General features: G+C 74.0%; 18 protein-coding genes. 10 read left to right on the top strand and 8 right to left on the bottom strand.

Annotation, left to right across the window (positions count from 1 at the left end; genetic code table 11):
• Positions 1-53 precede the first annotated feature (53 nt).
• Positions 54-899 carry an SDR family oxidoreductase gene (locus ACIQPT_RS06940; RefSeq protein ID WP_401153388.1) on the bottom strand — a complete coding sequence of 282 codons (846 nt, stop codon included), beginning with the start codon at positions 897-899 and terminating at the stop codon, positions 54-56.
• Positions 900-982: 83 nt separating this feature from the next.
• Here ACIQPT_RS06940 and ACIQPT_RS06935 point away from each other — a divergent pair, with 83 nt between their 5' ends.
• Positions 983-1,624, top strand: coding sequence for a TetR/AcrR family transcriptional regulator (locus tag ACIQPT_RS06935; RefSeq protein WP_401153386.1), 642 nt, complete (start codon positions 983-985; stop codon positions 1,622-1,624).
• A gap of 16 nt (positions 1,625-1,640) precedes the next feature.
• Here the strand turns inward: ACIQPT_RS06935 and ACIQPT_RS06930 are convergent, their stop codons facing one another.
• On the bottom strand, positions 1,641-2,099 hold the full coding sequence (locus ACIQPT_RS06930) for a hypothetical protein (RefSeq protein ID WP_401153384.1): 459 nt from the start codon (positions 2,097-2,099) through the stop codon (positions 1,641-1,643).
• Between the two features lie 254 nt (positions 2,100-2,353).
• Between ACIQPT_RS06930 and ACIQPT_RS06925 the strand changes: the two genes are divergently transcribed.
• Positions 2,354-5,398, top strand: a complete 3,045-nt coding sequence (locus tag ACIQPT_RS06925; protein ID WP_401153382.1) for a BTAD domain-containing putative transcriptional regulator — start codon at positions 2,354-2,356, stop codon at positions 5,396-5,398.
• Between the two features lie 231 nt (positions 5,399-5,629).
• The gene (locus ACIQPT_RS06920; RefSeq protein ID WP_401153557.1) at positions 5,630-6,301 is read left to right on the top strand and encodes a hypothetical protein; all 672 of its coding nucleotides are present in this window, start codon (positions 5,630-5,632) and stop codon (positions 6,299-6,301) included.
• 31 nt (positions 6,302-6,332) lie between these two features.
• Here ACIQPT_RS06920 and ACIQPT_RS06915 read toward each other — a convergent pair whose 3' ends face one another.
• On the bottom strand, positions 6,333-7,106 hold the full coding sequence (locus ACIQPT_RS06915) for a polysaccharide deacetylase family protein (RefSeq protein WP_401153380.1): 774 nt from the start codon (positions 7,104-7,106) through the stop codon (positions 6,333-6,335).
• Between the two features lie 282 nt (positions 7,107-7,388).
• On the opposite strand from ACIQPT_RS06915, the gene ACIQPT_RS06910 reads away from it, so the two are divergent.
• The 4 genes from ACIQPT_RS06910 to ACIQPT_RS06895 all read left to right on the top strand — a co-directional run bounded on the left by ACIQPT_RS06910 (position 7,389) and on the right by ACIQPT_RS06895 (position 11,691).
• Positions 7,389-8,015, top strand: a complete 627-nt coding sequence (locus tag ACIQPT_RS06910; protein WP_401153378.1) for a hypothetical protein — start codon at positions 7,389-7,391, stop codon at positions 8,013-8,015.
• Positions 8,012-9,067 (top strand): nucleotidyl transferase AbiEii/AbiGii toxin family protein, encoded by a 1,056-nt coding sequence (locus ACIQPT_RS06905; protein WP_401153376.1) that lies wholly within the window; start codon positions 8,012-8,014, stop codon positions 9,065-9,067. Before ACIQPT_RS06910 ends, ACIQPT_RS06905 begins: the two co-directional genes overlap by 4 nt.
• 75 nt (positions 9,068-9,142) lie before the next feature.
• The gene (locus ACIQPT_RS06900) at positions 9,143-10,387 is read left to right on the top strand and encodes a hypothetical protein (RefSeq protein ID WP_401153375.1); all 1,245 of its coding nucleotides are present in this window, start codon (positions 9,143-9,145) and stop codon (positions 10,385-10,387) included.
• Between the two features lie 164 nt (positions 10,388-10,551).
• Entirely contained in the window at positions 10,552-11,691 is a 1,140-nt protein-coding gene (locus ACIQPT_RS06895; RefSeq protein WP_401153555.1) for an NADH:flavin oxidoreductase, read from the top strand.
• 35 nt (positions 11,692-11,726) lie between these two features.
• Here ACIQPT_RS06895 and ACIQPT_RS06890 read toward each other — a convergent pair whose 3' ends face one another.
• The 5 genes from ACIQPT_RS06890 to ACIQPT_RS06870 all read right to left on the bottom strand — a co-directional run bounded on the left by ACIQPT_RS06890 (position 11,727) and on the right by ACIQPT_RS06870 (position 19,580).
• Entirely contained in the window at positions 11,727-12,746 is a 1,020-nt protein-coding gene (locus ACIQPT_RS06890) for a D-alanyl-D-alanine carboxypeptidase family protein (RefSeq protein WP_401153373.1), read from the bottom strand.
• 116 nt (positions 12,747-12,862) lie between these two features.
• Positions 12,863-14,149 (bottom strand): sensor histidine kinase, encoded by a 1,287-nt coding sequence (locus ACIQPT_RS06885; RefSeq protein ID WP_401153371.1) that lies wholly within the window; start codon positions 14,147-14,149, stop codon positions 12,863-12,865.
• A 17-nt stretch (positions 14,150-14,166) separates the two neighbouring features.
• On the bottom strand, positions 14,167-14,931 hold the full coding sequence (gene cseB / locus ACIQPT_RS06880) for a two-component system response regulator CseB (protein ID WP_401153370.1): 765 nt from the start codon (positions 14,929-14,931) through the stop codon (positions 14,167-14,169).
• 52 nt (positions 14,932-14,983) lie between these two features.
• Complete coding sequence (locus tag ACIQPT_RS06875; RefSeq protein WP_401153368.1) at positions 14,984-16,036, bottom strand: endonuclease/exonuclease/phosphatase family protein; 1,053 nt, start codon at positions 16,034-16,036, stop codon at positions 14,984-14,986.
• Between the two features lie 166 nt (positions 16,037-16,202).
• Positions 16,203-19,580 carry a BTAD domain-containing putative transcriptional regulator gene (locus tag ACIQPT_RS06870; RefSeq protein WP_401153366.1) on the bottom strand — a complete coding sequence of 1,126 codons (3,378 nt, stop codon included), beginning with the start codon at positions 19,578-19,580 and terminating at the stop codon, positions 16,203-16,205.
• A 140-nt stretch (positions 19,581-19,720) separates the two neighbouring features.
• Here ACIQPT_RS06870 and ACIQPT_RS06865 point away from each other — a divergent pair, with 140 nt between their 5' ends.
• The 3 genes from ACIQPT_RS06865 to ACIQPT_RS06855 are packed head-to-tail and all read left to right on the top strand — an operon-like array spanning position 19,721 to position 23,579.
• Complete coding sequence (locus ACIQPT_RS06865) at positions 19,721-20,995, top strand: MFS transporter (protein ID WP_401153365.1); 1,275 nt, start codon at positions 19,721-19,723, stop codon at positions 20,993-20,995.
• On the top strand, positions 20,992-22,371 hold the full coding sequence (locus ACIQPT_RS06860; RefSeq protein ID WP_401153364.1) for an NtaA/DmoA family FMN-dependent monooxygenase: 1,380 nt from the start codon (positions 20,992-20,994) through the stop codon (positions 22,369-22,371). The genes ACIQPT_RS06865 and ACIQPT_RS06860 overlap by 4 nt, the downstream gene beginning before the upstream one ends.
• Positions 22,368-23,579, top strand: a complete 1,212-nt coding sequence (locus ACIQPT_RS06855) for an LLM class flavin-dependent oxidoreductase (protein WP_401153362.1) — start codon at positions 22,368-22,370, stop codon at positions 23,577-23,579. The genes ACIQPT_RS06860 and ACIQPT_RS06855 overlap by 4 nt, the downstream gene beginning before the upstream one ends.
• Positions 23,580-23,597: the final 18 nt, after the last annotated feature.

Here is a 23,597-nt window from a genome sequence, read left to right as displayed (position 1 = left end):
CCCCGGTCTCGGCCGGCCGGAGCCATGCATATCGGCCGCCGCAACCAACCGGGTTACCGGAAAGCCGGCAGGTTGCGCGCGACCCACTCCCCGAAGGGCCGGGCCGGGCGGTGGAGGACGTTCTCCACGTCGGGGCTGATCGCCAGCTCGGCCGGCAGCGGAATGCCCAGGACATCCAGGGTGCCGCCGATGACCTCCTCCGGCATGAACCGGGCCAGGTGGCTGTGGGCCTCCTCGCGGGACAGTTCCACGAAGGCCACCTCCTCGCCCAGGGCTTCGGCGATCACCGCGACCTGCCGGCGGGGGCTGATGAGCCCGGGGCCGGTCAGCTCGTACGTACGGCCCGCGTGGCCGTCCTCGCTCAGCGCGGCGGCGGCGACCGCGGCGATGTCCGCCGGGTCGACGACGGGCAGCGCCACATCGCCGAACGGGGCGAACACCGTGCGCCGCGTACGGACCGACTCGGCCCAGGCGAAGGCGTTGGAGGCGAAACCGCCCGGGCGCAGGACGGTGAAGTCCGGTCCGGCCGCGCGCACGGCCGCCTCGAACGCGCGCAGGCGAGTGTGCGAACGCGCCTCGGGGCGGGTGGCGCCGACCTGGGAGGAGAGCAGTACGACCCGCTTGACCCCGGCGGCCACGGCCGCGTCCAACAGGGCCTGCGGGCTTTCGCCGTGGCCGTTGAGCTCGCCGCCCAGCAGGATGAAGAAGGCGTCGGCGCCGTCGAGGACCGGCGACATGCTCGCGGCGTCCCCGACGTCGGCCCGGGCGTGCCGGGCGCCGGCCGGAAGCCCGGCGGGGTGCGGTTGCCGCGAGACGGCCACGACCTCCTCGCCCGCCCCGGCCAGCAGCGGCACCAGCGTCTGTCCGATGTTTCCGGTCGCACCCGTTACTACGATCATGGCTTCCCCTGGAGTGGTGAGTTAGTTGGCTGACTTAAACGAAGTTAGCACGGGTCTCCGGGGCCCTGTCTATAGTTGGTTGGGTGACTGACTCAGTAGAGCCCAAGGGGGCACGGGCCCCCCGAGGGGCCCGGGGGGCCGACAAGCGGCGGCGGCTCACCGCCGCCGCGGCCCAGGTCCTGCACGAGCAGGGCGTCGAACGGACCACCCTCGCCGACATCGCGCGCGTGGCCGACGTCCCCGTCGGGAACGTCTACTACTACTTCAAGACCAAGGACGAACTGGTCCAGGCCGCACTGTCCGAGCACAGCGCGCATCTGGACGAGCTCACCCGTCGGCTGGACGAACTGCCGGACCCGCTCGACCGGCTCAAGGCCCTGATCGAAGCCTGGGTCGGCCGGCGCGACATCGCCGCCCGGTACGGCTGCCCCACCGGCACCCTGGCCGTCGAGCTCGACAAGCGCGCCGACGGGACGCTCGACGTGGAGGCCGGCGCGGTGATCCGGCGGCTGCTCGACTGGACCGGGCACCAGTTCCGCGCCCTGGGCCTGCCCGAGCCGGACGACCTCGCCGTCACCCTCGTCGCCGGCTACCAGGGCATGTCACTCCTGGCCAACGCCCTGCGCGATCCGGAGATCATGACCCGCGAGGGCGCGCGGCTGCTCCACTGGCTCGACTCCCTGGAGACCAGCGAGTTGGAGGCTCCCGGCCGGGGCCGGGCCTGATCTCCGGGTTCCGGCGTCAGCCGTGCATCGCGGGCCCGTAGGCGCTGTAGACGTACAGGGCGATCACACCCGCGACGCAGGCCATGATCACCCAGGAGCTGAAGCTGGTGTGCCTTCCCTTGGCGTTTCGCCGCCCGGACCTCCGGGGCCGACGGGTCCGCTCGGACCGGCGGGGGCTCCGCTCGGACCGGCCCGACGCCGCCCGGCCCGGAGGGACCCGCACCGCGTCCGCCGCCGCCTCGGCCAGCAGGCGACGGCAGGTCGCGGCGAGCACGGCCGTACCGGCGTCGAGGGGCACGACGGCCTCCGAGCGCGCCGGAGCGGTGGTGCCACCGTCCAGAATGCGTCCCACGCGTACGAGGACCTCGCCCCGGCCGCCCGCCGGAGCGAGGCTGATCCACCGCTCCACGTGCTCCCCCCGGATCACCATCCCGCCGGACCGCTCCCGGTACACGGTGTGCTCCCGCCACAACATGTCCGCCAACTCCTGTGCGGTGCTTCTCAGTTGTGCCCCCACCAGCCATCCCCCCACCTCGCAGCGAATCGAACAAGCATCGCACTCTACTGCTGGCCGCAGCTCCTGGTCCCGCAGCCCCACCACGTGGGACGGTCGTCAGCCGGACGGTCTTCAGCGGCCCGACCGTGCCCGGTCGTTAGAGTTGCCGTCGAAGACGGGGGGCAGCTGTGGACTTCGGGGTACTGGGTCCGCCGGCCGTGTGGCGGGCCGGCGTGCCGCTCGAACTGGGCACGCCGAAAGGGCGGCTGCTCCTGGCGGTCCTGCTGAGCCGGCCGGGCCGACCGGTCACCGAAGACGCGCTGGTGGAGGCGGTCTGGGGCGGGGAGCAGCCGAAGAGCGCCGCCAAGAACGTGCAGACCTACGTCCACCGGCTCCGGCAGCGCCTGGGGGACCCGGGGCGCATCACCCGGGAGGGCCGGGGCTATCTGCTGCGCGCCGGCCGTGACGAGCTGGACGCGGCACGCTTCGAGGATCTGGCGGACGCGGCGCGGGCGGCGCTGGCGGCCGGTGAACAGGACCGGTCGCGCCTGCTCTTCGACGAGGCTCTGGGCCTCTGGCGGGGCCCCGCGTTCGCCGGGATCGCCGACGTACCGGCGCTGAGCTCGGAGGCCACTCGCCTCGACGAACTGCGGCTCGGGGTGGTGGAGGAGCGGGTCGACATCGATCTCCGGCTCGGCCGGCACAGCGAGGTGCTCGGCGAGCTGACCGCGCTGACGATGGAGCACCCGTTCCGCGAGCGAATGTGGGCGCAGCTCATGCTCGCGCTGTATCGCTGCGGCCGACGGGCGGACGCGCTGCTGGCCTATCGCCAGGTCCGTGACGTCCTGGTCGAGGAGACCGGTCTGGAGCCCGGGCACCGGTTGCGTGACCTGCACCGGGCCGTCCTCGGCGAGGACCCCGCGCTGGACCGGGCGGCCGCCCTCGGTGAGACCCCCGCCACCGCCACCGCCACCTCCACCTCCACCTCCACCTCCACCGCCCCTGACCCTGCCCCGTCGGTCGCGGCCTCGACTGCGGCCTCGGTCACGGCCCAGGAGCGAGGCCGGCCGAACACCGCCGTCGCCCGGATGCTGCCTCCGGCGCTCGGCGACTTCAGCGGACAGCAGGCCGAGTTGGCGGAGATCGGGGCAGTGCTCCGCGCGGACCGCGCCGCCGACGGACCGGCCGCGATGGTGACGGTCTCGGGCCCCGGCGGGGTCGGCAAGACCGCCCTCGCCGTGCAGGCCTCGCATCGGCTGAGGTCGGCGTACCCCGATGGCCAGCTGTTCGCGGCGCTGGCCGGCGCCCGGACCCAGCCGGTCTCCCCCGCCACGGTGCTCGGCCGTTTCCTGCGCGCGCTGGGAGTGCCCGCCACCGCGGTGCCGGACGATCCGGAGGAGCGCGCGGACCTCTACCGGGGCCTGCTCGCGGAACGGCGGATCCTGGTGGTGCTCGACGACGCGTTCAACGAGGAGCAGCTGGCCCCCCTGCTGCCGGCGAGCGGTACGTGCGGCGTGATCGCCACCGGCCGCGTACGGCTGGGGGGTCTGGGCGGTGCGCACCGGGTCGAGCTCCGCGAGATGTCCGAGACCGACAGCCTCGCCATGCTGCGCAACAGCACGGACGGACGGCTCGCCTCGGCCGCCCCGGCGGAGCTGTCCGGCCTGGTCCGGCTGTGCGCGCGGCTGCCGCTCGCGCTGCGGATCGCCGGGTCGCTCCTGGTGTCGCGGCCGCACTGGCGGCTGGCGGATCTCGTGTCCCGGCTGGCGGACGAACAGCACCGGCTGGACGCTCTGCGCTATCGCGACCTCGAAGTGCGAGCCAGTTTCGGGCTGAGTTACGAGGGGATCCGGCCGGTGGCACGGCGGCTGTTCCGGCTCCTCGGGTTGCTGGAGGCGCCCGACTTTCCGCTCTGGGCCGCGGCTGCCGCCGTCGACACCGGGCTGCGGGAGGCCCAGGAACTCCTCGACGAGCTCGTCGACGTCCACCTGCTCGACGTCACCGGAACGCCGAACGGCCAGGCCCGTTACGGCTTCCACGACCTGACCCGCGCGTACGCCCGGGAACGCGCGGAGGCGGAGGAGCCCGTGGAGAGCCGGGACGCGTCCGTCGTCCGCGTCCTCAGCGCGCTCCTGGCGTTCACGGACATCGCCGACCGTGACCACATGGGGCAGAACATGTTCCAGCGGGACGCCGACCGGTGGCAGCCCGCGCGGGTGGAGGCGAGCCTGCCGTCCTCCGTACCGCCGATGGCCCTGCTGGACGCGGAACGCGTCCCCTTGGTGGCAGGTGTGCGGCAGGCCGCGGAGCTGGGCAGGGACGAGCTCTGCTGGGAACTGGCCGTGGGCGGGCACGCGTTGTTCGAGACGGAGCGGTACTTCGACGACTGGCAGGAGTGCTACGACACGGCGATGGGCCTGGCCAGGGCCGCGGGAAACCTGCGGGGCCGGGCCCGACTGCTCATCTCGATGGCCGGACTTCTCTACACCCGGCGTCGTTACGGTCCCGCCGAGGCGTCCAACACCGAGGCCATGGGCCTGTTCGAGCGGATCGGGGACCGGCGGGGCTATCTGGAGGCGCTGAGCAACGCCCCGTTCTTCCTCGTGCCCAACGGCCGGCTGACCGAGGCGATCAGGGCGGGCCGCGAGGCCTACGAACGGCTCACCGCCGGCGGGCAGGAGGCGGCGGCCCTGCACGCGTACTCCCAGGTCGGCCTGGCTCATCTCCAGGCCGGCAGGCCGGCGCTCGCGGAGGAGGTCCTCACGGAGATCGTCGCCGGGGCGCGGAAGCAGGGGATCCGGACCCTGGTCGCCCGGGACACCTACTGGCTCGGCCAGGCGCAGCTCGCCCGCGGCCGGTACGCGGAGGCCGAGGAGTCGTTCACCGAACTGACCGAGTGCACCCTGAGCATCGGGTCGTCGGGCGCGTTCTACACCGCCCATGCCTGGGGCTGTCTCCACCTGGCCCGGGGCGAGTACGCCGCGGCGCGCCGCCGTCTCCTCGAAGGCGTCGAGGTCGCGCGCACACTCCACGACCCCATGTTCGAGACCCGGGTCTTCGTCGACCTGCTCGATGCCCGCCTGTACGGCCTCCATGAGCTGCCGGCCGTCATCTCCCAGGGTGAGCACGCGGTCGGGGTGGCCCGCGGGATCGACTACCCGTACCTGCTCGCGGGCGTACTGGACAAGCTCGCCCGGCTGCGCGCCGCGGCGGGGGATACCGCCGTCGCCAAGCGCCTGGCCGACGAGGCGGCGATCGTGCGGGACACGATCCGCTGAGCCGTGCCGCGGCGGTCAGCGCTCCCGGGTGCGCCCGGCATGTGTCGCCCCGGGTGTGCCCGGCATGTGTTCGGCGTGTGCCCGGTCTGCTGACGTGTGCCCACCGTGTGCCGGTCGTATTCCGGGGTGTGACACAGTGCCCGTCAACCCGACGGAACCCCGTCGGAACGCAGCTCCAATCGAACGTTCGAAGCTGCCGCACCGGCGGCTGTCGTAACCAGTGAGGTAGTCATAGTGCACAAGCGACGAATCGTTATCGCGGCTGCCGCGGTCGCCATGGGACTCGGCCTCTCGGCCTGCAGCGGCGACGACGGTGAGCCGGCGGCGAAGGACACACCGGCGGCATCGGCATCGGCGTCGGACCCGGCCCCCTCCTCGTCCGAGCCGAGCAGCGAGAGCCCGGCCGACGGCAGCGGGGACGACACCGGCAACGGCGACGCTCCGGCCGAGGGTGACGTCACCGCCCCGGGCACGAAGCTCAAGGTCGGCGACCGGGCCGTTCTGCCGTTCGAGTACACGAGCGACAAGAAGGGCACGATCGCCGTGACCGTCACGGCGATCGAGAAGGGCACCGAGGCCGACATGGCCGCCTTCGGCGACAAGGCGAAGGGCATGACGCCCTACTACATCAAGATGAAGGTGGAGAACGTCGGCGGCACCGACCTGTCGTACGCGTCGCTGAAGCTGGACGGTGTGCTGGAGGGCGGCGCGGGCACGGGCGTCATCCTGATCGGCGGCCTCCCGGACAAGTGCGACCGGGAGTCCGCGCCCCGCGACTTCACCACCAAGGGCGCGTCGTTCGAGACCTGCTCGCTCAGCGCCACGAAGACCGCGCCCATCACGGGCGCCGAGTTCGACGAGGGCGACGCGTACAGCGACAATCCGGTCGTCTGGGCCAGCTGAACGCGCACGACTCCGACGGGGCCGGCCTCGCTCACCGCACGGGGAAGCCGAACGAGTAACCCTGCTCCTTCAGCCAGGGCAGGACCTCGCGCAGGGCGGCCACGGTCTCGGACCGTTCCCCGCCCGCGTCGTGGAAGAGGACGGTCGGCCCGTTGGAGATCTCGCGCTTGACCGTGGCGACCATGGTGTCCGCACCGGGATGTTCGAAGTCCTTGGTGTCGACGTTCCAGCCCAGCGGGCGCATCCCGTGGGACGCGGCGAGCTGCCGGCTGTACGGGGTGAAGGCGCCGCCCGGGGCCCGGTAGTACTGCGAGCGGACGCCGCCGGACGCCTTGGTGATCATGCGTTCGGCGTCCAGGATCTGCTGGGACTGGTAGGCCTCGGACTTGGTGTCCATGGTGGTGTCGTGCGAGACGGTGTGGTTGCACAGCCGGTGGCCGTCCGCCACGACCGCCTTGACCAGGTCCGGGTACGCCTGGGCCTGGGTGCCCACCATGCAGAACGTGGCCTTCACACCGCGGTCCTTCAGCAGGCGCAGCACCTGCGGCGTCCAGACCGGGTCCGGCCCGTCGTCGATGGTGATGTTGACGCCCCGGGCCCCCCGGTCCGAGGCGTGCGCGATGTCCGCCGCCACTTTGGCCACGGGCCGGTCCCGGGCGTCCGGCGACGAGACACGCCCCTGCGGCTGCTGCCCTCCGGCGGTGTCGGCCTGCGCGGTCCACACCGAGGCGGCGGCCAGCGCCGTCACGCCGATCACCGCCGCGAGGAACCGGTTGTGCCAGGCCCTTCCCCTGTCCTTCGCCATGTCCGCCCGCCCCTTTGCCCGTCGCCACTGCCGCCGTCTCCACCGATGCCGTCTCCACCGATGCCGTGCACCCATCCAGACAGGCGGACGCCCCGGCGGGATGCCTCGGTTACCGACTACGGACACATCTGCAGGGAGCCGGCGACATACGCGGGGCTTCGCCCGGCAGCGGCGGCTTCGGGGTCAGCGGCCTCTGTCCCCCGAGGGTCTGACAGTGGGCCTCCGAGCGCCGCCCCGGTAATCCGCATGCCCGTTCGACTCGGGCTGCGGCATGCTGGCCCGGTGTACGAGAGCCATATGACCTTGCTGTGCGAGGGCGACGAACTGCGCAGGCTGGAGCGCTGGGCCGGCCGCCGGCCCGGCGTGAAGTTCACGCACATCGCGCTGGCCCGCGGACGGACCGCCTCCCAGCCGATGCTGACGCTGCGCGGAAGCCGGCCGTCGTACGAGGACGAGCTCGCCGCCGTCCGCGAGGCCGGGGCGGCGCTGGCCCGGGACGGGTTCGCCGTGGCGCGCGTGAAGGTCGAGTGCGCGCCGTGGGCGGCGGAGGTGCCCCGGGACGACGCCGACGTACCGGGCGGCCCGGACCACCCGTACGCCGGGCGGCACTTCGAGCACCACGTGAAGCTGCTGCTCGACCCGGCGGACGACGGCCGGGAGGCCCTCGTCGCGGTGGCCGTACGGCACGGGGCGCATGTCTCGTGGAACGCGCGCCGGCAGCGGGCGGACGGCCGGGTGGAGCGCTTCGTCACCCAGCGCTGCCACCGGACGGGCGACCGGCGTGCGGCGCTGCTGCTGGACGCGCTCCTCGCGGAGCTGACGGCGTACGAAGTGGTCGACGTGGAGCGGGAGTACGTGCTCCTGGACAGCGGTCCGGAGCTGGACGAAGGATGGTTGGACGCAGCATGAGCACCGAACAGCGACCGCCGTTTCCCACGGTGGTGCCCGCGGCCACGCCCGTTCCGTCCACGGCGGGGCTGGACGCGCGCCGCCCCTTCCTGGACGCCGCGCCCGGGACGATGCTCCGGGTGCTGGACGACGAGGCCGTCCAGCGAACCGTCTTCGACCCGGCGCTCAAGCAGTTCCCGAACGCCTTCCGCGTCGCCGACCCGGTCTTCCCGTCCCCCGGCACGACCCGGGCCTGGCAGACCGCCCGGGCCGCGGCGCTCACCGCCGTACGGGACGGAGTGGCCGCGTCCCCGTGGGCGGAGGCGCTGGTGGTGCGCGGCAGTGTGCTGATGGCCCTGTGGTTCGGCGAGCAGGCGCGCGAGCCCGGTGATCTGGACTTCGTGGTGACTCCCGCGTCGTGGCGGATGGAGGAGGAGCGGACCGCGGAGCTGCTGGCCGGAGTCGCGGCGGCGGCCGAGGTGCGGGCCGCGGGAAGCTCCGACGGGGTGCGGATCCATGCCGCCGGGGCCGTGTGCGAGGACATCTGGACGTACGAACGCGTGCCGGGCCGCCGCATGATGCTGCCCTGGGAGGCGCCCGGCACCTCGGGCGGCTGGGTGCAGCTGGACTTCGTGTTCGGCGAGCGGCTGCCCGACCCGCCCGAGCGGATCCTGCTGCCGTCCGGCGGCGTCCTGTACGGGGCCACCCCCGCGCTGTCCCTGGCCTGGAAGGTGATGTGGCTGGTCAACGACGCGTACGCGCAGGGCAAGGACCTCTACGACGCGACCCTGCTCGCAGAGCGGCACCCGCTTCCCCCGGCCCTGCTCCAGGAAGTGTTCCGGCTGAGCGGGGAGTGGCCGGAGACCGGGCGGCAGTGGGTGGGGAGCGAGGACCTGGACGTGGCGCTGGGCTACGTCGAGTGGCATCACTTCGCCGGCGAGTACCCGCAGTTCGCCGACCGCGAGGCGGAGTTCGCCGACCGCGAGGCGGAGTTCGCCGACCGGTTGCGGGCGGCGCTGGCTCCGACGTTCGCCGGCGCCGCCGAATCCGCCGGCGCCCAGCCCTCCGAGTGACCCGGGCGGCCAGGGCCTCGGGCCATTGATCACACTGGTACGGATGTGGCGTACGGGCGAGCGGGGGATGCGGAAGTGGAGCTGAGCGCGGGGAATCGGACGGGGACCCGGCTGGAGGACCAGGTGAAGGACTGGTCCTCCCGGCACCGCACGGGGCTGGTGGTCGCGCTCTGGGCGGTGATCGTCCTGCTGATCGTCGGCTACTCGGTGCGGGAGCCGGTGAAGGACTGGTGGCTGGCGCGCGAGGCGTGCGGGGGCCAACTGCCCACCGAAGACCTGGAGATCGTACGGACGGACCTGCGGCTCGGGAAGACGGAGGAGTCCTTCGACGCCGAGACCGGCACGTACAGCTGTGTGCTGAGGAACGAGAACGACAGAGCCGTGATCTCGGTCGACACCTACCCGGCGGGTCACGACCGTGACCAGCTGCTCGGGTTCGCGGGATCGTCCCGTCCGCCGGACGCCGTGCTGCCGGGCGGTCTGCCCGGCTTCGAGGAGGACCCCGGCATCGTCCATCTGATGCCGGAATGCCCGCATGGCGTCCTGTCGGCGACGGAGAAGAGGGAAGCAGAGAAGAGGGAAGCGGAGGAGAAGGCGGTCCCGGAGCGCCGCAGGCTGCTCGTGCGCACCCGGACCCCCTCCGTCCACAGCCCTGCGGAGAAGGCGGCCATGCTGCGGCTCGCGGTCCGCATGACGAACGTCGTGACCGAAAAGGCCGGCTGCGGCGGGAAGCCGCTGCCCGCCCCGGCGGACGGCGCGGTACCGGACGAGGGGGCCCTGGTGCCCCGCGCCCGGGCGAAGGGCACCGCCTGCGACGCCCTCGCCACCGGCCGCGTCCCGGCGGCGGGGCGCGACGGTGAAGTGCGCATCGCCATCGCCGACGGCGGGATCGTCGGCCGGTGCACCCTGCGCGCCACGGAGGCGTACCCGGACGCGCGAAAGGGCATGTCGATCGTCGAGCTGACCTCCTGGCTCGGCGACTGGGGCCCGCGGGTCCACGAGATGGGCTCGGACCCCGACCCTCTGCCGATGGGCCGGGGCGCCGCCCGGAGGCCCGCCCTCACCGAGCACCGGGCGTGGGCCGTCGCCAGATGCGACGGGGACGACGTCGGCTTCGCCGCGCGCTGGGGTCAGGACTATCCCGACCGGCACCGGAAGCCGGGCACGACGTACGTGCCGCCGACCGAGGCCGAACGGTACGAGCAGCGCGTGCTGCTGCGCGAGTACGTGTCCGCGTTCGGGGCGGATCAGATGCGGCGCGGGGCCTGCACGGACCTCGAACTGCCGGAGAAGCCGGAGAAGCCGGAGCGGTCCGAGTAGGGGCGGGGTCGAGTACGCCCGCCCCGGGGGGCACCGGAGGCGGACTCCGTTCTTTGCCTACTCTTTACCCTGATCGGAGCCGATGCCGGGATGGCAACGCCGCGCGAGCGCGTTGGGGCCGGGTGGACCACCCCCGCAATGAACAGGACCCCGACGTGACAGACCTGACAGATGTGACGGCCCCGGCGGAAGCGAGCGCAGCAGCCCGCGCGGCGGACACCCTCTCCCGCCCGTTCACGGTCCGCGGCCTCACCTCCCGGAACCGGATCGCCATGGCGCCCATGACCCGGCAGTTCTCGCCGGACGGTGTTCCGGGGCAGGACGTGGCGGCCTACTACACCCGCCGGGCCGCCGGTGACGTCGGGCTGATCATCACCGAGGGCACCTACGTCGACCACGAGTCCGCCGGAACCAGCGACCGGGTCCCGCGCTTCCACGGCGAGGAGGCGCTCGCGGGCTGGGGACACGTCGCGGACTCCGTGCACCGGGCGGGCGGCGCGATCATTCCGCAGCTCTGGCACGTGGGCGTCACCCGCACCGAGGGCGCCGGGCCCGTCCCGGACGCCGAGCCCGTCGGCCCCTCGGGTGTGTCCCTGAGCGGTGAGCCCAAGGGCCGCGCCATGACGCAGAAGGACCTCGACGACGTCATCGCCGCCTTCGCCGACGCGGCCGCCGCCGCCGAGCGCCTCGGCTTCGACGGCGTCGAACTGCACGGCGCCCACGGCTACTTGATCGACCAGTTCCTGTGGTCCGGCAGCAACCGGCGTACCGACGCCTACGGGGGCGACCTGGTCGCCCGGACCCGGTTCGCCGCCGAGATCGTGGCCGCCTGCCGCGCCGCCGTCTCCGACGCCTTCCCCCTCTTCTTCCGGATGTCCCAGTGGAAGTCGGACAACTACGAGGCGAAGCTCGCGCAGACCCCGGAGGAGCTGGACGCCCTGCTCACGCCGCTGGCCGAGGCCGGCGTCGACGTCTTCCACGCGTCCACCCGCCGCTACTGGCTGCCGGAGTTCGAGGACTCCGACCTGAACCTGGCCGGCTGGGTGAAGAAGATCAGCGGCAGGCCGACCCTCACCGTCGGCTCGGTCGGCCTGGACGGCGACTTCTTCAGCGCCTTCCAGGGCAACGACTCCAAGGTCACCGGCATCGAGCAGCTGCTGGACCGGATGGAGCGCGACGAGTTCGACATGGTCGCCGTCGGCCGCGCGCTGATCTCCGACCCCGAGTGGGCGGCGAAGACCCTGCACGGGCGTACGGCGGACATCACCCCGTTCTCCGCGGAGATGCTGAAGACCCTGCGCTGAAGACCCTCCGCTGACGTCCGGCAAGGCCCCTGCCGCTACGCCCTGTTCGCCGCCGCCGGGAGCTCCGCGCGGATCGCGGTGATCAGGGCGCGGCTGGCCTCATGAGCGGCGGCGCTGCCCTCGGCCGGCGACGTACCGGCGCGCTGGTGCAGCACGACGCCGATGACCAGGCGATCGGCCCCGGCGACCTTCTGCCTGGTCGCCCAGACGAGGTTGCCGCCCGCCGGGGTGGACGAGCCGGTCTTCAGTCCGATGACCCCGTCGTGCCCGAGCAGCTTGTTGGTGTTGCGGAAGGTCACCCCGGCGCCCGGGGCCGTGACGGAGCCGGTCGCCACGATCTGCCGGAAGGCCGGGTCCTTCATGGCGGCGCGGGCCAGCTTCAATTGGTCGGCCGCCGTGCTCCTCGTACTCGTCTCCATGCCGCTCACCCCGGTGTACGTGGTGGCGCGCATGCCGAGTCCGGCGGCGGCCCGGTTCATCTTCGCGACGAACGCCTTCTCGTCGCCCGCGTCCCAACGGGCCAGCAGCCGGGCCACGTTGTTGCCCGACGGCACCATCATCAGCTCCAGCAACCGGCGTTGGGTGTACTCCCACCCGGCGAGCACCGGGGCGGTCGTCTCGACGGAGGAGTACGACTCGTCGGCCGCCCGCTGATCGGCGACCACGGTCGCGCCGGGGGCGCCGGCCCGCATCGGGTGGTCCTTGAGGATCACGTAGGCGGTCATGACCTTGGTGACGCTGGCGATCGGGACCGGCTTCTGCTCGCCCCGGGTGCCGAGGCTGCCGATCCCCTCGACCGCCACGCTCGCCTGGCCCTCGCGCGGCCAGGGCAGGTGCATCGACCTGGCGAGCGGCGCCACCTCCTCCCCCGGGCTCCCGGCGGCGGCCGGCCCGGTCGTCGGCCCGCCGCCGCCGAACGCGTACCACCCTCCCGTACCGGCCGCGAGCACCACGGCGGCGGTCAGCGGTACGAGGACCGAGCGGCGGAAGCGCACACCGCTCCCGGCGGAAGGGGTGACGGTGGGGGCTGCGGGGGCTGCGGGGGCTGCGGGCATGGGCTCCTCCAGGTGACGCGCGCGGTTTCCCGTACCGCAGTCACCTTCGAGGAGTCGTTCTTCCGGACCCGTACAGCGCCGTTTCCGCCCCCGCGAGAGTGCGTTTCGGTTCCGTATCAGGCGGCGGGCGAGGGTGGCGGTGGGGCCAGGTCGAGGGTCGCGAGGGCTCCCCCGCCGGGTGCGTTCGCGAAGGTCAGCCGGGCGCCGAGCACCTCCGCCTGGCCCTGGGCGACCGTCAGGCCGAGACCGTGCCCCCGGCCGCGTTCGCTCGCACCGGTACGGAAGCGCTGCGGGCCCCGCGCCAGCAGGTCGGGCGGGAAGCCGGGACCGTGGTCGCGTACGGCGATCCGGGCCCCGGTGACGGTCACCTCGACGGGGGCCGCGCCGTGCCGGTGGGCGTTGGTGACGAGGTTGACCACGATCCGCTCCACCCGGCGCGGATCGGTCTCCACCATCTCGCCGTCCGCCTCGGCATCCGTCGCGGTGACATGGGTGTCCGTGCCCGTACGCCGCACCACGTCGGCGACCAGTTCGCCCAGCGGCACCGGGTCGAGGCGGGCCCGCTCGACGCCCGCGTCCAGGCGGGAGATCTCCAACAGGTCCTCGACCAGCGCGTTCAGGGCCCGCAGCCGGTCCCGTACGAGACCGGTCGCCTCATCGGTCTCGGGCAGCAGCCCGGCGGCGGTGACCAGGCCCATGAGCGGGGTGCGCAGTTCGTGCGCGACATCGGCGGTGAAGCGCCGTTCGTTCTCCAGCTTGCGCTGGAGGGCGTCCGCCATGTCGTCGACGGCCGCCGACATCTCGGTGATCTCGTCGCGGGACCGCCCGGCGGGACCGATGCGGGCGTCCAGGTCGCCGTCGGCGATCCGGCGGGCGGTACGGGCCCCGTGGCGCAGCCGCCGGTTGATCGGTTCCGTGGCTAGGGCGGCGACCGGGACGACGAACAGGAGGGCGGCGAGGACGGACTTCACGATGCTGCGGTCCAGGAGCTGGAGGCTGCGGACCTCGGTACTCATGTCGTCCCGCACGACGAGGATCCGGTCGTCGCCGACGGCCACCGCGCCCCACATCCAGTACCAGTTCGGCGGATCGGCGTCGTACCAGGTGGCGTATCCGCGGCCGGTGCCCGGCTGCTCGTCGAGGTCGGCGAGGTCGCGCGCCAGTGGCTCCGGCAGCTCCGCCCTGGTCCGTACGTCGATGTCGGCCGGGGCCCTCCCCGTACGGTCGAACTCCCGCTCGGCGGCGATCAGCCGGGTCAGCGCCCGGTCGTTCCCGACGCGCAGACCGCGTTCGCGGGTCGCGTCGTGCACCAGGAAGCCGATCACAGCCGCGACCGCGCAGCACGCGGCGGCGGCGAGTGCGGCGATCTTCCAGCGCAGGGCGCGGGGGTTGAGGAAGTCCACGGCGAACGCCCGGCCGCTCAGCCGCGGACGAGCTTGTAGCCGAAGCCGCGGACGGTCTCGATCCGCCCGCTGCCGATCTTCTTGCGCAGCCGCAGTACGCACAGGTCGACGACCCGGGTGTCGCCCTCCCAGCCGTAGTCCCACACGTCGCGCAGCAGCCGGCGGCGGTCGAGGACCGAGCCGGGCGCGGCGGCGAACTCCAGCAGCAGGCGCAGTTCGGTCGGCGTCAGCGACACGGTCTCACCGGCCCGGCGCACCTCCATGCCGAGGGTGTCGACGCTCAGGTCGCCGAAGGTCAGGACGTGGTCGGGGGCCTGGTCGGGAGCCCGGTCGGACTTCTTCGGCGCGAGTCCCTCCTGGTCCGGCCCGAAGGTGGCGCGGCGCAGCAGTGCGCGGATCCGGGCGACCAGTACGGCGGTGTCGACGGGCTTGATGATGTAGTCGTCGGCCCCCGCCTCCAGGCCCGCGACCACGTCGAGGGCGTCGCCGCGCGCTGACATCATCAGGACCGGTACGGGGCTCTCCTCGCGGATCCGGTGGCAGAGACCGATGCCGTCGAGCTCGGGCAGCATCACGTCGAGGATCAGCAGGTCGTGCGCGCCCGCGCGGAAGGCCTCCAGACCGCTGAGCCCGTCGGCGGCCACGTCGACCCGGTAGCCGTAACGCTCCAGGGCCAGTTGGACGGCGCGGCGGATGGTGGCGTCGTCCTCGACCACGAGCACGCTGACGGGGGCCGGGCCCCGGGCTTCGGACACGCTGCCTACCTGGGCGTTCGAGGTCATCGGTCATAGGTCGATCGGTCGCATCGTAGTCGTGGGAGGGCGGGAGACCCGGTCACCGGCTCAGCGTGGCCGCGACGGGGAGGTGGTCGCTGCCGGTGGCGGGCAGGGTCCAGGCGGCGCGCGGGGTCATCCCCCGTACCAGTACGTCGTCGATGCGGGCCATCGGGAACGCGGCGGGCCAGGTGAACCCGAGGCCGGCGCCCGCCTCCCGTTGCGCGGACCGCAGCTGCGAGGTCACCGGGGCCAGCGCGCGGTCCTGGTGCGTACCGTTGAAGTCGCCCAGCACCACGACCCGGGGCGCGGGCTCCGCCCGGAGTGCGGCGGCCAGCTCGCGGGCCGCCTCGTTGCGGCGGCCCGTCGTGAAGCCGGCCGCCGAGACCCGTACCGATGCCAGGTGGACCGCGTACACGGCGACGGGCGGTCCGTCCGGGGCCCGGACCGTGGCGCGCATCGCGCGGGTCCACGGCATGATCGGCACCTCCTTCACGTCCGCCAGCGGGTGCCTGCTCCAGATGCCGACCCCGCCGAGCACCGCGTGGTGCGGGTAGGCGGAAGCCAGCTCGCGCGCGTAGACGGCCGCCGAGGCGTCGGACAGCTCTTCGAGCGCCAGCACGTCCGCGCCCGCCCGGGCGAGTGCGCGCGCGGTGCCGGCCGGGTCGGTGTTCCCCTCGTCCACGTTGTGGCTGACCACCGTGAGATCGCCACCACCGCTGCCGCCGCCGGAGCCCTTGTCGGTGAGCGCTCCGCCGAAGAGTGTGACCCACACGGCGGCGGGCGCGAGAACCGCGACGGCGGCGAGCCGGGACCGGAGTACGGCGGCGAGCACGAGCAGGAACGGCACGCCGAGGCCCGTCCAGGGCAGCAGCGTCTGGAAGAGGCTGCCCGCGTTGACTCCCGCGTTCGGGATCCACGCGTGCAGCGCCATCGCCGCCGCCCAGGCGACCGCCGCGGCGGCGGCCCAACGGGCGGATGGGCGGCGGGCGGCACGCCCAGTGGGATCGGGCTCGGTGGGATCGGGCTCGGTGGGATCGGGCTCGGTGGGAGCGGGCCCGGGGTGGGGCGCCGCGTCCGTGGCAGGCGCTGCGGCCTCCGGTGGGCTCAGCACGGCACAGGTCTCCTGACGGTCGCATACCCCGGGAACGGGGTATGCGGACAGCCTCGGGGGACGCCGCTTCCGGCTGGTCAGGGGCGTGCTTCGAACACCGCGCGGCTCTGTTTCAGGTACGTATCGGTGCGGGTCCGGGGGGAGGGCGGGGGGGCGGGTCGGCGGGTCAGGTGCGCAGAGGCGCGGGCCCGTCCAGCAGCGACCGCGCCAGCGCCCGGGCCCCACGCACCGCGTCCTCGGCGCTCTCCCGGCCGCCCCGGTCGAACGCCTCCGTGAACGCCGGTGCGCCCAGGACGGCCCGCGCCGCCGCCGTGACGCGGTCGACGTCGGCGCGTTCGGCGGGCGGCAGCGGGGCTCCGGCGCTGCGGCGGGCGGCAGCGGCGGCCCCGAGGAGACGGGCGGCGCAGACGGCTTCCGGCCTACGCCCCGCCGGCCGCCCTGCCAGGGCCGCCGCCCCGGCCAGGCCCTCCAGGGACAGGGCCAGGGCGCGCGGCTCGGCGAGGACCCGGGCGATGTACAGGCCGCGCAGGTGGTGCGCGGCGGCCGGGCCCGCCTCGCCCCGGAGTTCGGCGATGAAGCCGAGCTCCGCGCAGAGCAGATGGTCACCCGCCCGGGACGACACGGCGGCGAACCCGTCGCGGATCCGCAGGAGGTGCGCCTCGGCGGCGTCGAGGTCGCCGGAGCGGCGGGCGCCGAGGGCGAGGCCCATCCCGCTGTGGATCTCGCCGTACGTGTAGCCCTGCTCGGCGGCGATGCGGCGCGCCTGCTCGTGCAGATCGCGGGCCCGGTCCCAGTCGCGGGCGAGCAACGCCAGCCGGCCGAGTCCGGAGAGCCGGGCCGACACCTCGGCCTCCAGGCCCAGCTCCCGCGCCATGCGCAGGCCCTCGTGCTGCCGTTGCCCGGCCTCCTCGTACGCGCCCTTGATCTCGGCGAGGGCGGCGAGCGGTGACACGGTCTGCAACTCGCCCCAGCGGTCGCCCAGTTCGCGGAAGAGTGCGGCGCTGCGCAGGCCGTCGCGGCCGAGTCCGTCGAGGTCCCCGCCGACCAGCGCGAGCGTCGACCGCAGGCCGAGCGCGGCCGCGGTGCCCCACGGGTCGTCCGCGGCGGTGAAGAGGGCGAGCGCGCGGGCGTTCAGCGCCTCGCCCCCGGCCGTGTCGCCCGCGCTGAACAGGCCGTACGCGCACAGCCACAGCGCACGGGCCCGCCGCACGGGGTCCGGAACGGCCTCGGCCACGTCGCCGACCTCCCCGACCTCCCTGACCTCACCGACCTCACCGACCTCGCCGGTGTCGCCGGTGTCGCCGGTGTCCCCAGTACCGTCGGCGTCGCCGGTCAGCAGGGCGAACGCCCGGTGCAGGAGCGTCAGTTCGGCCGCGTCGGCCGATCCCTCGGGTACGGCCGTCAGCACCGCGTACAGACTCCGGCGGGCCTCGGTGAGGCGGCCGCGCAGCAGCCACCACCAGGCCAGGGCAGTGGCCGCCCGCACGGCCTCACCCACGTCATCCGGCTCGGCCGGCGCACGGCGCACCGCCGCGTCGAGGGCCGCCCGCAGATTCCCGGCCTCGGCGTCCAGCCGGTCCAGCCAGGCGCGTTGCCCCCCGCCGCGCAGATGAGGTTCGGCACGCACGGCGAGCGCGAGGTAGTGGCGCCGATGGCGGTCGCGTACGGCCGCGAGGCCCTCCGTGGCGTGCAGTTGCTCCGTCGCGTACGCGGCGACGGACTCCAGGAGTCGGTAGCGAGGCCCGTCGGGGCCGTCCGCCACGACCACGAGGGACCGGTCGACGAGCCGCCCGACGAGGTCGAGCACATCCTCCCGGGCGACCCCGCCCCCCGCGCACACCGCCTCGGCCGCGGCGAGGTCGCAGCCGTCGCGGTGGACGGCGAGGCGGCGCAGCACGATGCGTTCGGGTTCGCCGAGCAGCTCCCAGCTCCAGTCGATCACCGCCCGCAGGGTCTGCTGGCGGGCCGGGGCGCCCCGCTGTCCGGTGGTCAGGACCCGGAAGCGGTCACCCAGCCGCGCCGCCAACTCCCGTACGCCCAAGGCTCTTACGCGCGTCGCGGCGAGCTCCAGTGCCAGCGGGATGCCGTCGAGGCGGCGGCAGATCTCGGCGACGGCCTCGCGCTCGGGCCCGTCCGGATCGCGGGGGAAGCCGGGGGCCGAGGCTCCGGCCCGCTCCACGAACAGCCGGGCGGCCTCGGCGGGCGGGAGCGGTTCGACCAGGAACACCGCCTCGCCCGCCAGGCCGAGGGGCTCCTGACCGGCGGCGAGGACGCGCAGCCCGGGGGCGGTGCGCAGGAGCAGCTCGGCCAGTCCTGCGGCGGCGTCCACGACGTGCTCGCAGTTGTCCAGGACCAGCAGGGTCCGGCGGTCGCGCAGGGCGGCGGCGAGGCGGCGCGGCAGGTCGAGGGACCCGGCGCCCGCGCCCGGCGCGGCGCTCGGGGCGTCGTCCCGGATGCCGAGGGTGGCGGCGACGATCTGGGCCAGGTCGGCGGGCGTGCCGGCGCGGACGCCCGCGAACTCGACGAACCAGACGCCCTCCCCCGCCCGGCCGGTCGCGGCGTGGTCGTTCTCGGCGGTGGCTGCGGCCACCGCCAGCCTGGTCTTGCCGACACCGCCGGGCCCGGTGAGGGTCACCAGCCGTTCGCTGGAGAGGAGTTGAGAGATCCGGGCGAGTGCCCGGCGGCGGCCGACGAGAGGAGTGAGGGGCAGCGGAAGGTTCCCCTGGGACACCCGGGACACCCGGGACACCCGGGACACCACGTGCGAGTCCCCGGACAAGGGCACAGACAAATGCGCAGCCAAGGGCATCAGCAACGGATCCTGCCGCAGCACCGCCCGGTGCAGAGCGGCCAGTTCGGGCCCCGGGTCGACCCCCAGCTCCTCCACGAGGCGGCCCCTGAGGTCCTCGTACGACGCGAGGGCCTCGCTCTGGCGCCCCGCCGAGTAGAGCGCCCGCATCTGGACCGCGCGCAGCCGCTCCCTCAGCGGGTGCCGGGCGACGAGATCGGCCAGCTCCCCGGCGAGCAGCACATGGTCCCCCGCCTCCCAACGGGCCTCCGCCTGCTCCTCCAGCACGGACAGCCGCTGCTCCGCTAGGCGTTGCGCGGCCTCCCGGGCGAACGGGGCGTCCGCGAAGTCCGCGTAGGCGGGGCCCCGCCACAGCCCGAGTGCCTCGGTGAGCAGCGCGGCCCGTGCGCGGGGATCCCGTACGGGACGGGCCTCGGTCACCAGGGCCCGGAAGCGGTCGGCGTCCACCTCGTCCGTACCGCGCTCCAGGCGCAGCCGGTAGCCCGGGGGCTGCCGCACCACGCGGTCGCGGCCGAGCACCCGGCGTAGTTGGGAGACCTTGGCCTGCAGCGCGCCCGAGGGCCGGCCCGGCGGCGCGTCGCCCCAGAGGTCGTGGATGAGCCGGTCGGCGGAGACCGGGCCGCCGTCGTGGGCGAGGAGGTCCGCCAGCAGGGCCCGCACCTTGCGCTCGGGGACGGTGACGTCGTTCCCCTCGCCGTCCCCCACCACGAGTGGCCCGAGCACCCCAAACCGCATACGCGCCACCGTACATGCGAGGAAAAGGCTGGTCGCGGGCGTCTCCGAAGAACTCCCGAAGGTTTCCCGAAGCCCTCCGGCGCACAGTCGTGCTCGCCCGTCGAGGCCACCCACGTACCGGGAGACCAGGAGCAGACCCCATGAGCACCGCACCCGACACCACCGCAGCCTCCCCGGCGGCCCCGGCGGCCCCGGAACCCCGGCACGAGGACCGGCCCCGGCAGAAGCTCCCCCTGCTCGCGCTGCTCGCCCTCGCCACCGCCGTCTTCATCACCAGCCTCACCGAGACCCTCCCCGCAGGCCTGCTCCCGGCCATGAGCGACGACCTCCGGGTGAGCGAGTCCGCGACCGGGCAGACGGTCACGGTCTACGCGATCGGCACCGCCCTCACCGCGATCCCGCTGACGGCGGCCACGGCCGGATGGCGGCGCAAGCGGCTGCTCCTCGCCGCCATGGCCGGCTTCGCCCTCGCCAACACCGTCACCGCCGTGTCGTCCAGCTACGGACTGACCATGGCGGCCCGGTTCGTCGCCGGGGTCGCGGCCGGTCTGGCCTGGGCGCTGCTCGCCGGATACGCGCGGCGGATGGCTCCGGTCCACCTCCAGGGCAAGGCCATCGCCATCGCCATGGCCGGTATCCCGGTCGCGTTGTCGCTCGGTGTGCCCGCCGGGACGTTCCTCGGCGACGCGCTCGGCTGGCGCGTGGCGTTCCTCTCCATGACCGGGCTCACCGTGCTGCTCCTGGGGTGGATTCACGCGGCCGTGCCGGACTTCCCCGGGCAGGGGCGCGGCGAACGGCCGAAGATGCTGCGGACCCTGCGCATCCCGGGGGTGAGCCCGGTCCTGTTCGTCACGCTGGTCTTCGTCCTGGCCCACACCGTCCTGTACGCGTACATCGCCGCGTATCTCGACGACCTCGGCCTCGGCGGCTCCACCGGGCTGGTCCTCCTCGTCTTCGGCGCCGCCTCGCTGGCGAGCATCTGGATCACCGGCGCCCTGATCCACGACCGGCTGCGCGGCCTCACCGTCGCGGGGGCCCTGCTGGTCGCCGTCGCCGCCGCCCTGCTGGCCGTGCTCTCCGACACCACCGCGCTCGTCTACGCCGCCGCCGCGCTGTGGGGCCTGGGCTGGGGCGGCATCCCCACCCTCCTCCAGACGGCCGTGGGCGACGCGGGCGGCACGTCCGCCGACGCGGCCCAGGCGATGCTGGTCACGCTCTGGAACGCCGCCATGGCGGGCGGCGGCATCGTCGGCGGGATCCTCCTCGACTCCGCCGGCAGCGCGTCCTTCCCGTGGACCGTCCTGCTGCTCCTGCTGCCGGTGATCGCGGTCGTCCTGTACGCCCGTGACGCGGGCTTCCCGGCCCGGCGGAAGGTCGCCACGACGACCGCGGAAAGCGAGGGCGGCCCGGCATGAGCACGAGACGGACACCACCCGCCCGACAGGTCCACCTCGCCGCACAGCTGCCCGGCATCCACAACGTGACCGTCTGGTCGGATCCCCGGTCCGGGAGCCAGATCGCGATCGACTCCTTCGTCCGGCTCGCGCAGACCGCCGAACGCGGAAAGTTCGACTTCTTCTTCCTCGCCGAGGGGTTGCGGCTGCGCGAACACCGGGGTCGGATCTACGACCTGGACATCGCGGGCCGCCCGGAGAACCTCACGATGCTCGGCGCGCTGGCCGCCGTCACCACCCGCCTCGGGCTCGCCGCCACGGTCAACGCGACCTTCAACGAGCCGTACGAGGTGGCGCGCCGGTTCGCGACCCTCGACCGGCTCAGCGGCGGGCGGGCCGCCTGGAACGTGGTCACCAGTTACGACGCGTTCACCGGCGAGAACTTCCGCCGGGGCGGCTTCCTGCCGGAGGCCGACCGGTACACCCGGGCCGCCGAATTCCTGGCTGTGGCCCGTACGTTGTGGGACAGCTGGGCGGACGGCGACCTGCGCGCGGACGCGGCGGCGGGCGCGTTCGTACGGGCCGGAGCGGGCCGGTTCGCCCACCACGGGCACCACTTCGACATCGCGGGCCGGTTCTCCACCCCGCCGGGCCCGCAGGGGCACCCGGTCGTCATCCAGTCCGGCGAGTCCGACGCGGGCCGCGAGTTCGCCGCGTCCGACGCGGACGTCATCTTCAGCAGGCACAACCAACTCGGCGCGGCCCAGGCCTTCTACCGGGACGTGAAGCGGCGGCTGGCCCGGTACGGCCGCGCGCCGGACGACCTGAAGATCCTGCCCACCGCCAACGCGGTCGTCGCCGACACCGACGAGGAGGCGGCGGCGTACGCGGAGGAGATCGCCCGCGAGCTGGTGAGCCCGGGGACCGCCCTCGCCCATCTGGAGGCCGTCTGGGGCCGCGACCTGTCCGCCTACGACCCGGACGGGCCGCTGCCCGACGTCGAGCCGGAGGACGAGGCGCACTTCCTGAAGGGGCACTCGGTGTTCCGCAAGGGGCGGGCCGAAACGGCCCGGCGATGGCGCGAGCTCGCAGCGGAACGGGACCTGTCCATACGGGAGTTGGTCATCGAGGTCGGCGGCCGGCCGACGTTCGTCGGCAGCCCGCGCACGGTCGCGGACGCCATCGACCACTTCGTGCGGACGGAGGGCGCCGACGGCTTCGTCCTCGTACCGCATCTGATCCCCGGCGGGCTGGACGACGTGGTGGACCGGGTGGTGCCGCTGCTCCAGGAGAAGGGCGTGTTCCGCGAGGACTACACGGGAACGACGCTGCGGGACCACCTCGGCCTGTCCCCGAACTACGAGAACGAAGAGGAAGAGAAGGAGAGCACCGCATGACCGGCGCCCCGCTGCATCTCGCCGCCGCGCTCGACGGCGCGGGCTGGCACCCGGCGGCATGGCGGGCCGCCGGGGCGCGGCCCGGCGAGCTGCTGTCCGCCGCCTACTGGGCCGATCTCGTCGCCGAGGCCGAGCGCGGACTGCTCGACTACGTCACCTTCGAGGACGCCCTCGGCCTCCAGTCCGCCGCCTTCCACCGGCCCGACGACCGCACCGACCAGGTCCGGGGCAGCGTGGACGCGGTGCTGCTCGCGGCCCACCTCGCGCCGCTCACCACCCGCATCGGGCTGGTCCCCACCACGAACGTCACGCACACCGAGCCGTTCCACGTCGGCATCGGCATCGCCACGCTCGACCATGCGAGCAGGGGCCGGGCGGGCTGGCGGCCGCAGATCTCCTCCCGCGCCGCCGACGCCCGGCACTTCGGCCGACGCCCGACCCCGCAGCTCACCGACGACGACGTGACCGACCCGGAGCTGATCGCCGCCCGGCTGCGCCCGCTGTTCTCGGAGGGCGCGGACGTGGTGGAGGCGGTGCGGCGGCTGTGGGACAGCTGGGAGGACGACGCGGAGATACGGGACGCGGCGACGGGCCGCTTCCTGGACCGCGACAAGGTGCACCACATCGACTTCGAGGGCACGCACTTCTCCGTCAAGGGCCCCTCGATCACGCCGCGTTCACCGCAGGGCGCACCGCCGGTGGTGAGCCTCGCGCACGCCTCCGTACCGTACGGGTTCGCGGCGCTGGCCTCGGACGTCGTGCACCTCACGCCGCACGACCGGGCGGGGGTCGCCGCGGTCCTCGCGGAGGTCGGCGCGGCGGTGGAGCGCACCGGCCGGGACATACGGGAGCGGCCACTGCTGCGCTTCGCCGACCTGGTGGTCCTGCTGGACGAGCAGCCGGGCGAGGCCGAGCGCCGCAAGGAGCGTCTGGACGAACTGGCCGGGGCCCGGCTCGCCTCCGACGCCACGATCTTCACCGGCACGCCCGGCGACCTGGCCGACCTGCTGCTGGACTGGCGTGCCGCCGGGCTCGACGGCTTCCGGCTCCGTCCCGGCGTCCTGCCGCACGACCTCACCGCGATCACACGCGGCCTGGTGCCGGAGCTCCAGCGGCGCGGCGCGTTCCGCACGGCGTACGGGGCGACGACGCTCCGCGGCCACCTGGGCCTGGCCCGGCCCAGGAGCCGTTACGCGGGGGCGGGTTGACCCCTGACGACCCGCCCC

It is taken from the genome of Streptomyces sp. NPDC091289 (genome assembly GCF_044757365.1).
In the GTDB taxonomy this organism is placed as follows: Bacteria; Actinomycetota; Actinomycetes; order Streptomycetales; family Streptomycetaceae; genus Streptomyces.
The sequence above is the reverse complement of the archived record's forward strand: the minus strand, read 5'-3'. Positions and strand labels throughout refer to the sequence as shown.

Excerpts from the sequence above, each read along its gene's own strand:
- ACIQPT_RS06890 (WP_401153373.1), bottom strand. The coding sequence starts at position 12,746 with ATGCCCGCAGCCCCCGCAGCCCCCGCAGCCCCCACCGTCACCCCTTCC.
- ACIQPT_RS06905 (WP_401153376.1), top strand. The coding sequence starts at position 8,012 with ATGAGCACCGAACAGCGACCGCCGTTTCCCACGGTGGTGCCCGCGGCC.
- ACIQPT_RS06940 (WP_401153388.1), bottom strand. The coding sequence starts at position 899 with ATGATCGTAGTAACGGGTGCGACCGGAAACATCGGACAGACGCTGGTG.
- ACIQPT_RS06930 (WP_401153384.1), bottom strand. The coding sequence starts at position 2,099 with ATGTTGTGGCGGGAGCACACCGTGTACCGGGAGCGGTCCGGCGGGATG.
- ACIQPT_RS06855 (WP_401153362.1), top strand. The coding sequence starts at position 22,368 with ATGACCGGCGCCCCGCTGCATCTCGCCGCCGCGCTCGACGGCGCGGGC.
- ACIQPT_RS06915 (WP_401153380.1), bottom strand. The coding sequence starts at position 7,106 with ATGGCGAAGGACAGGGGAAGGGCCTGGCACAACCGGTTCCTCGCGGCG.
- cseB (WP_401153370.1), bottom strand. The coding sequence starts at position 14,931 with ATGACCTCGAACGCCCAGGTAGGCAGCGTGTCCGAAGCCCGGGGCCCG.
- ACIQPT_RS06870 (WP_401153366.1), bottom strand. The coding sequence starts at position 19,580 with ATGCGGTTTGGGGTGCTCGGGCCACTCGTGGTGGGGGACGGCGAGGGG.
- ACIQPT_RS06865 (WP_401153365.1), top strand. The coding sequence starts at position 19,721 with ATGAGCACCGCACCCGACACCACCGCAGCCTCCCCGGCGGCCCCGGCG.
- ACIQPT_RS06860 (WP_401153364.1), top strand. The coding sequence starts at position 20,992 with ATGAGCACGAGACGGACACCACCCGCCCGACAGGTCCACCTCGCCGCA.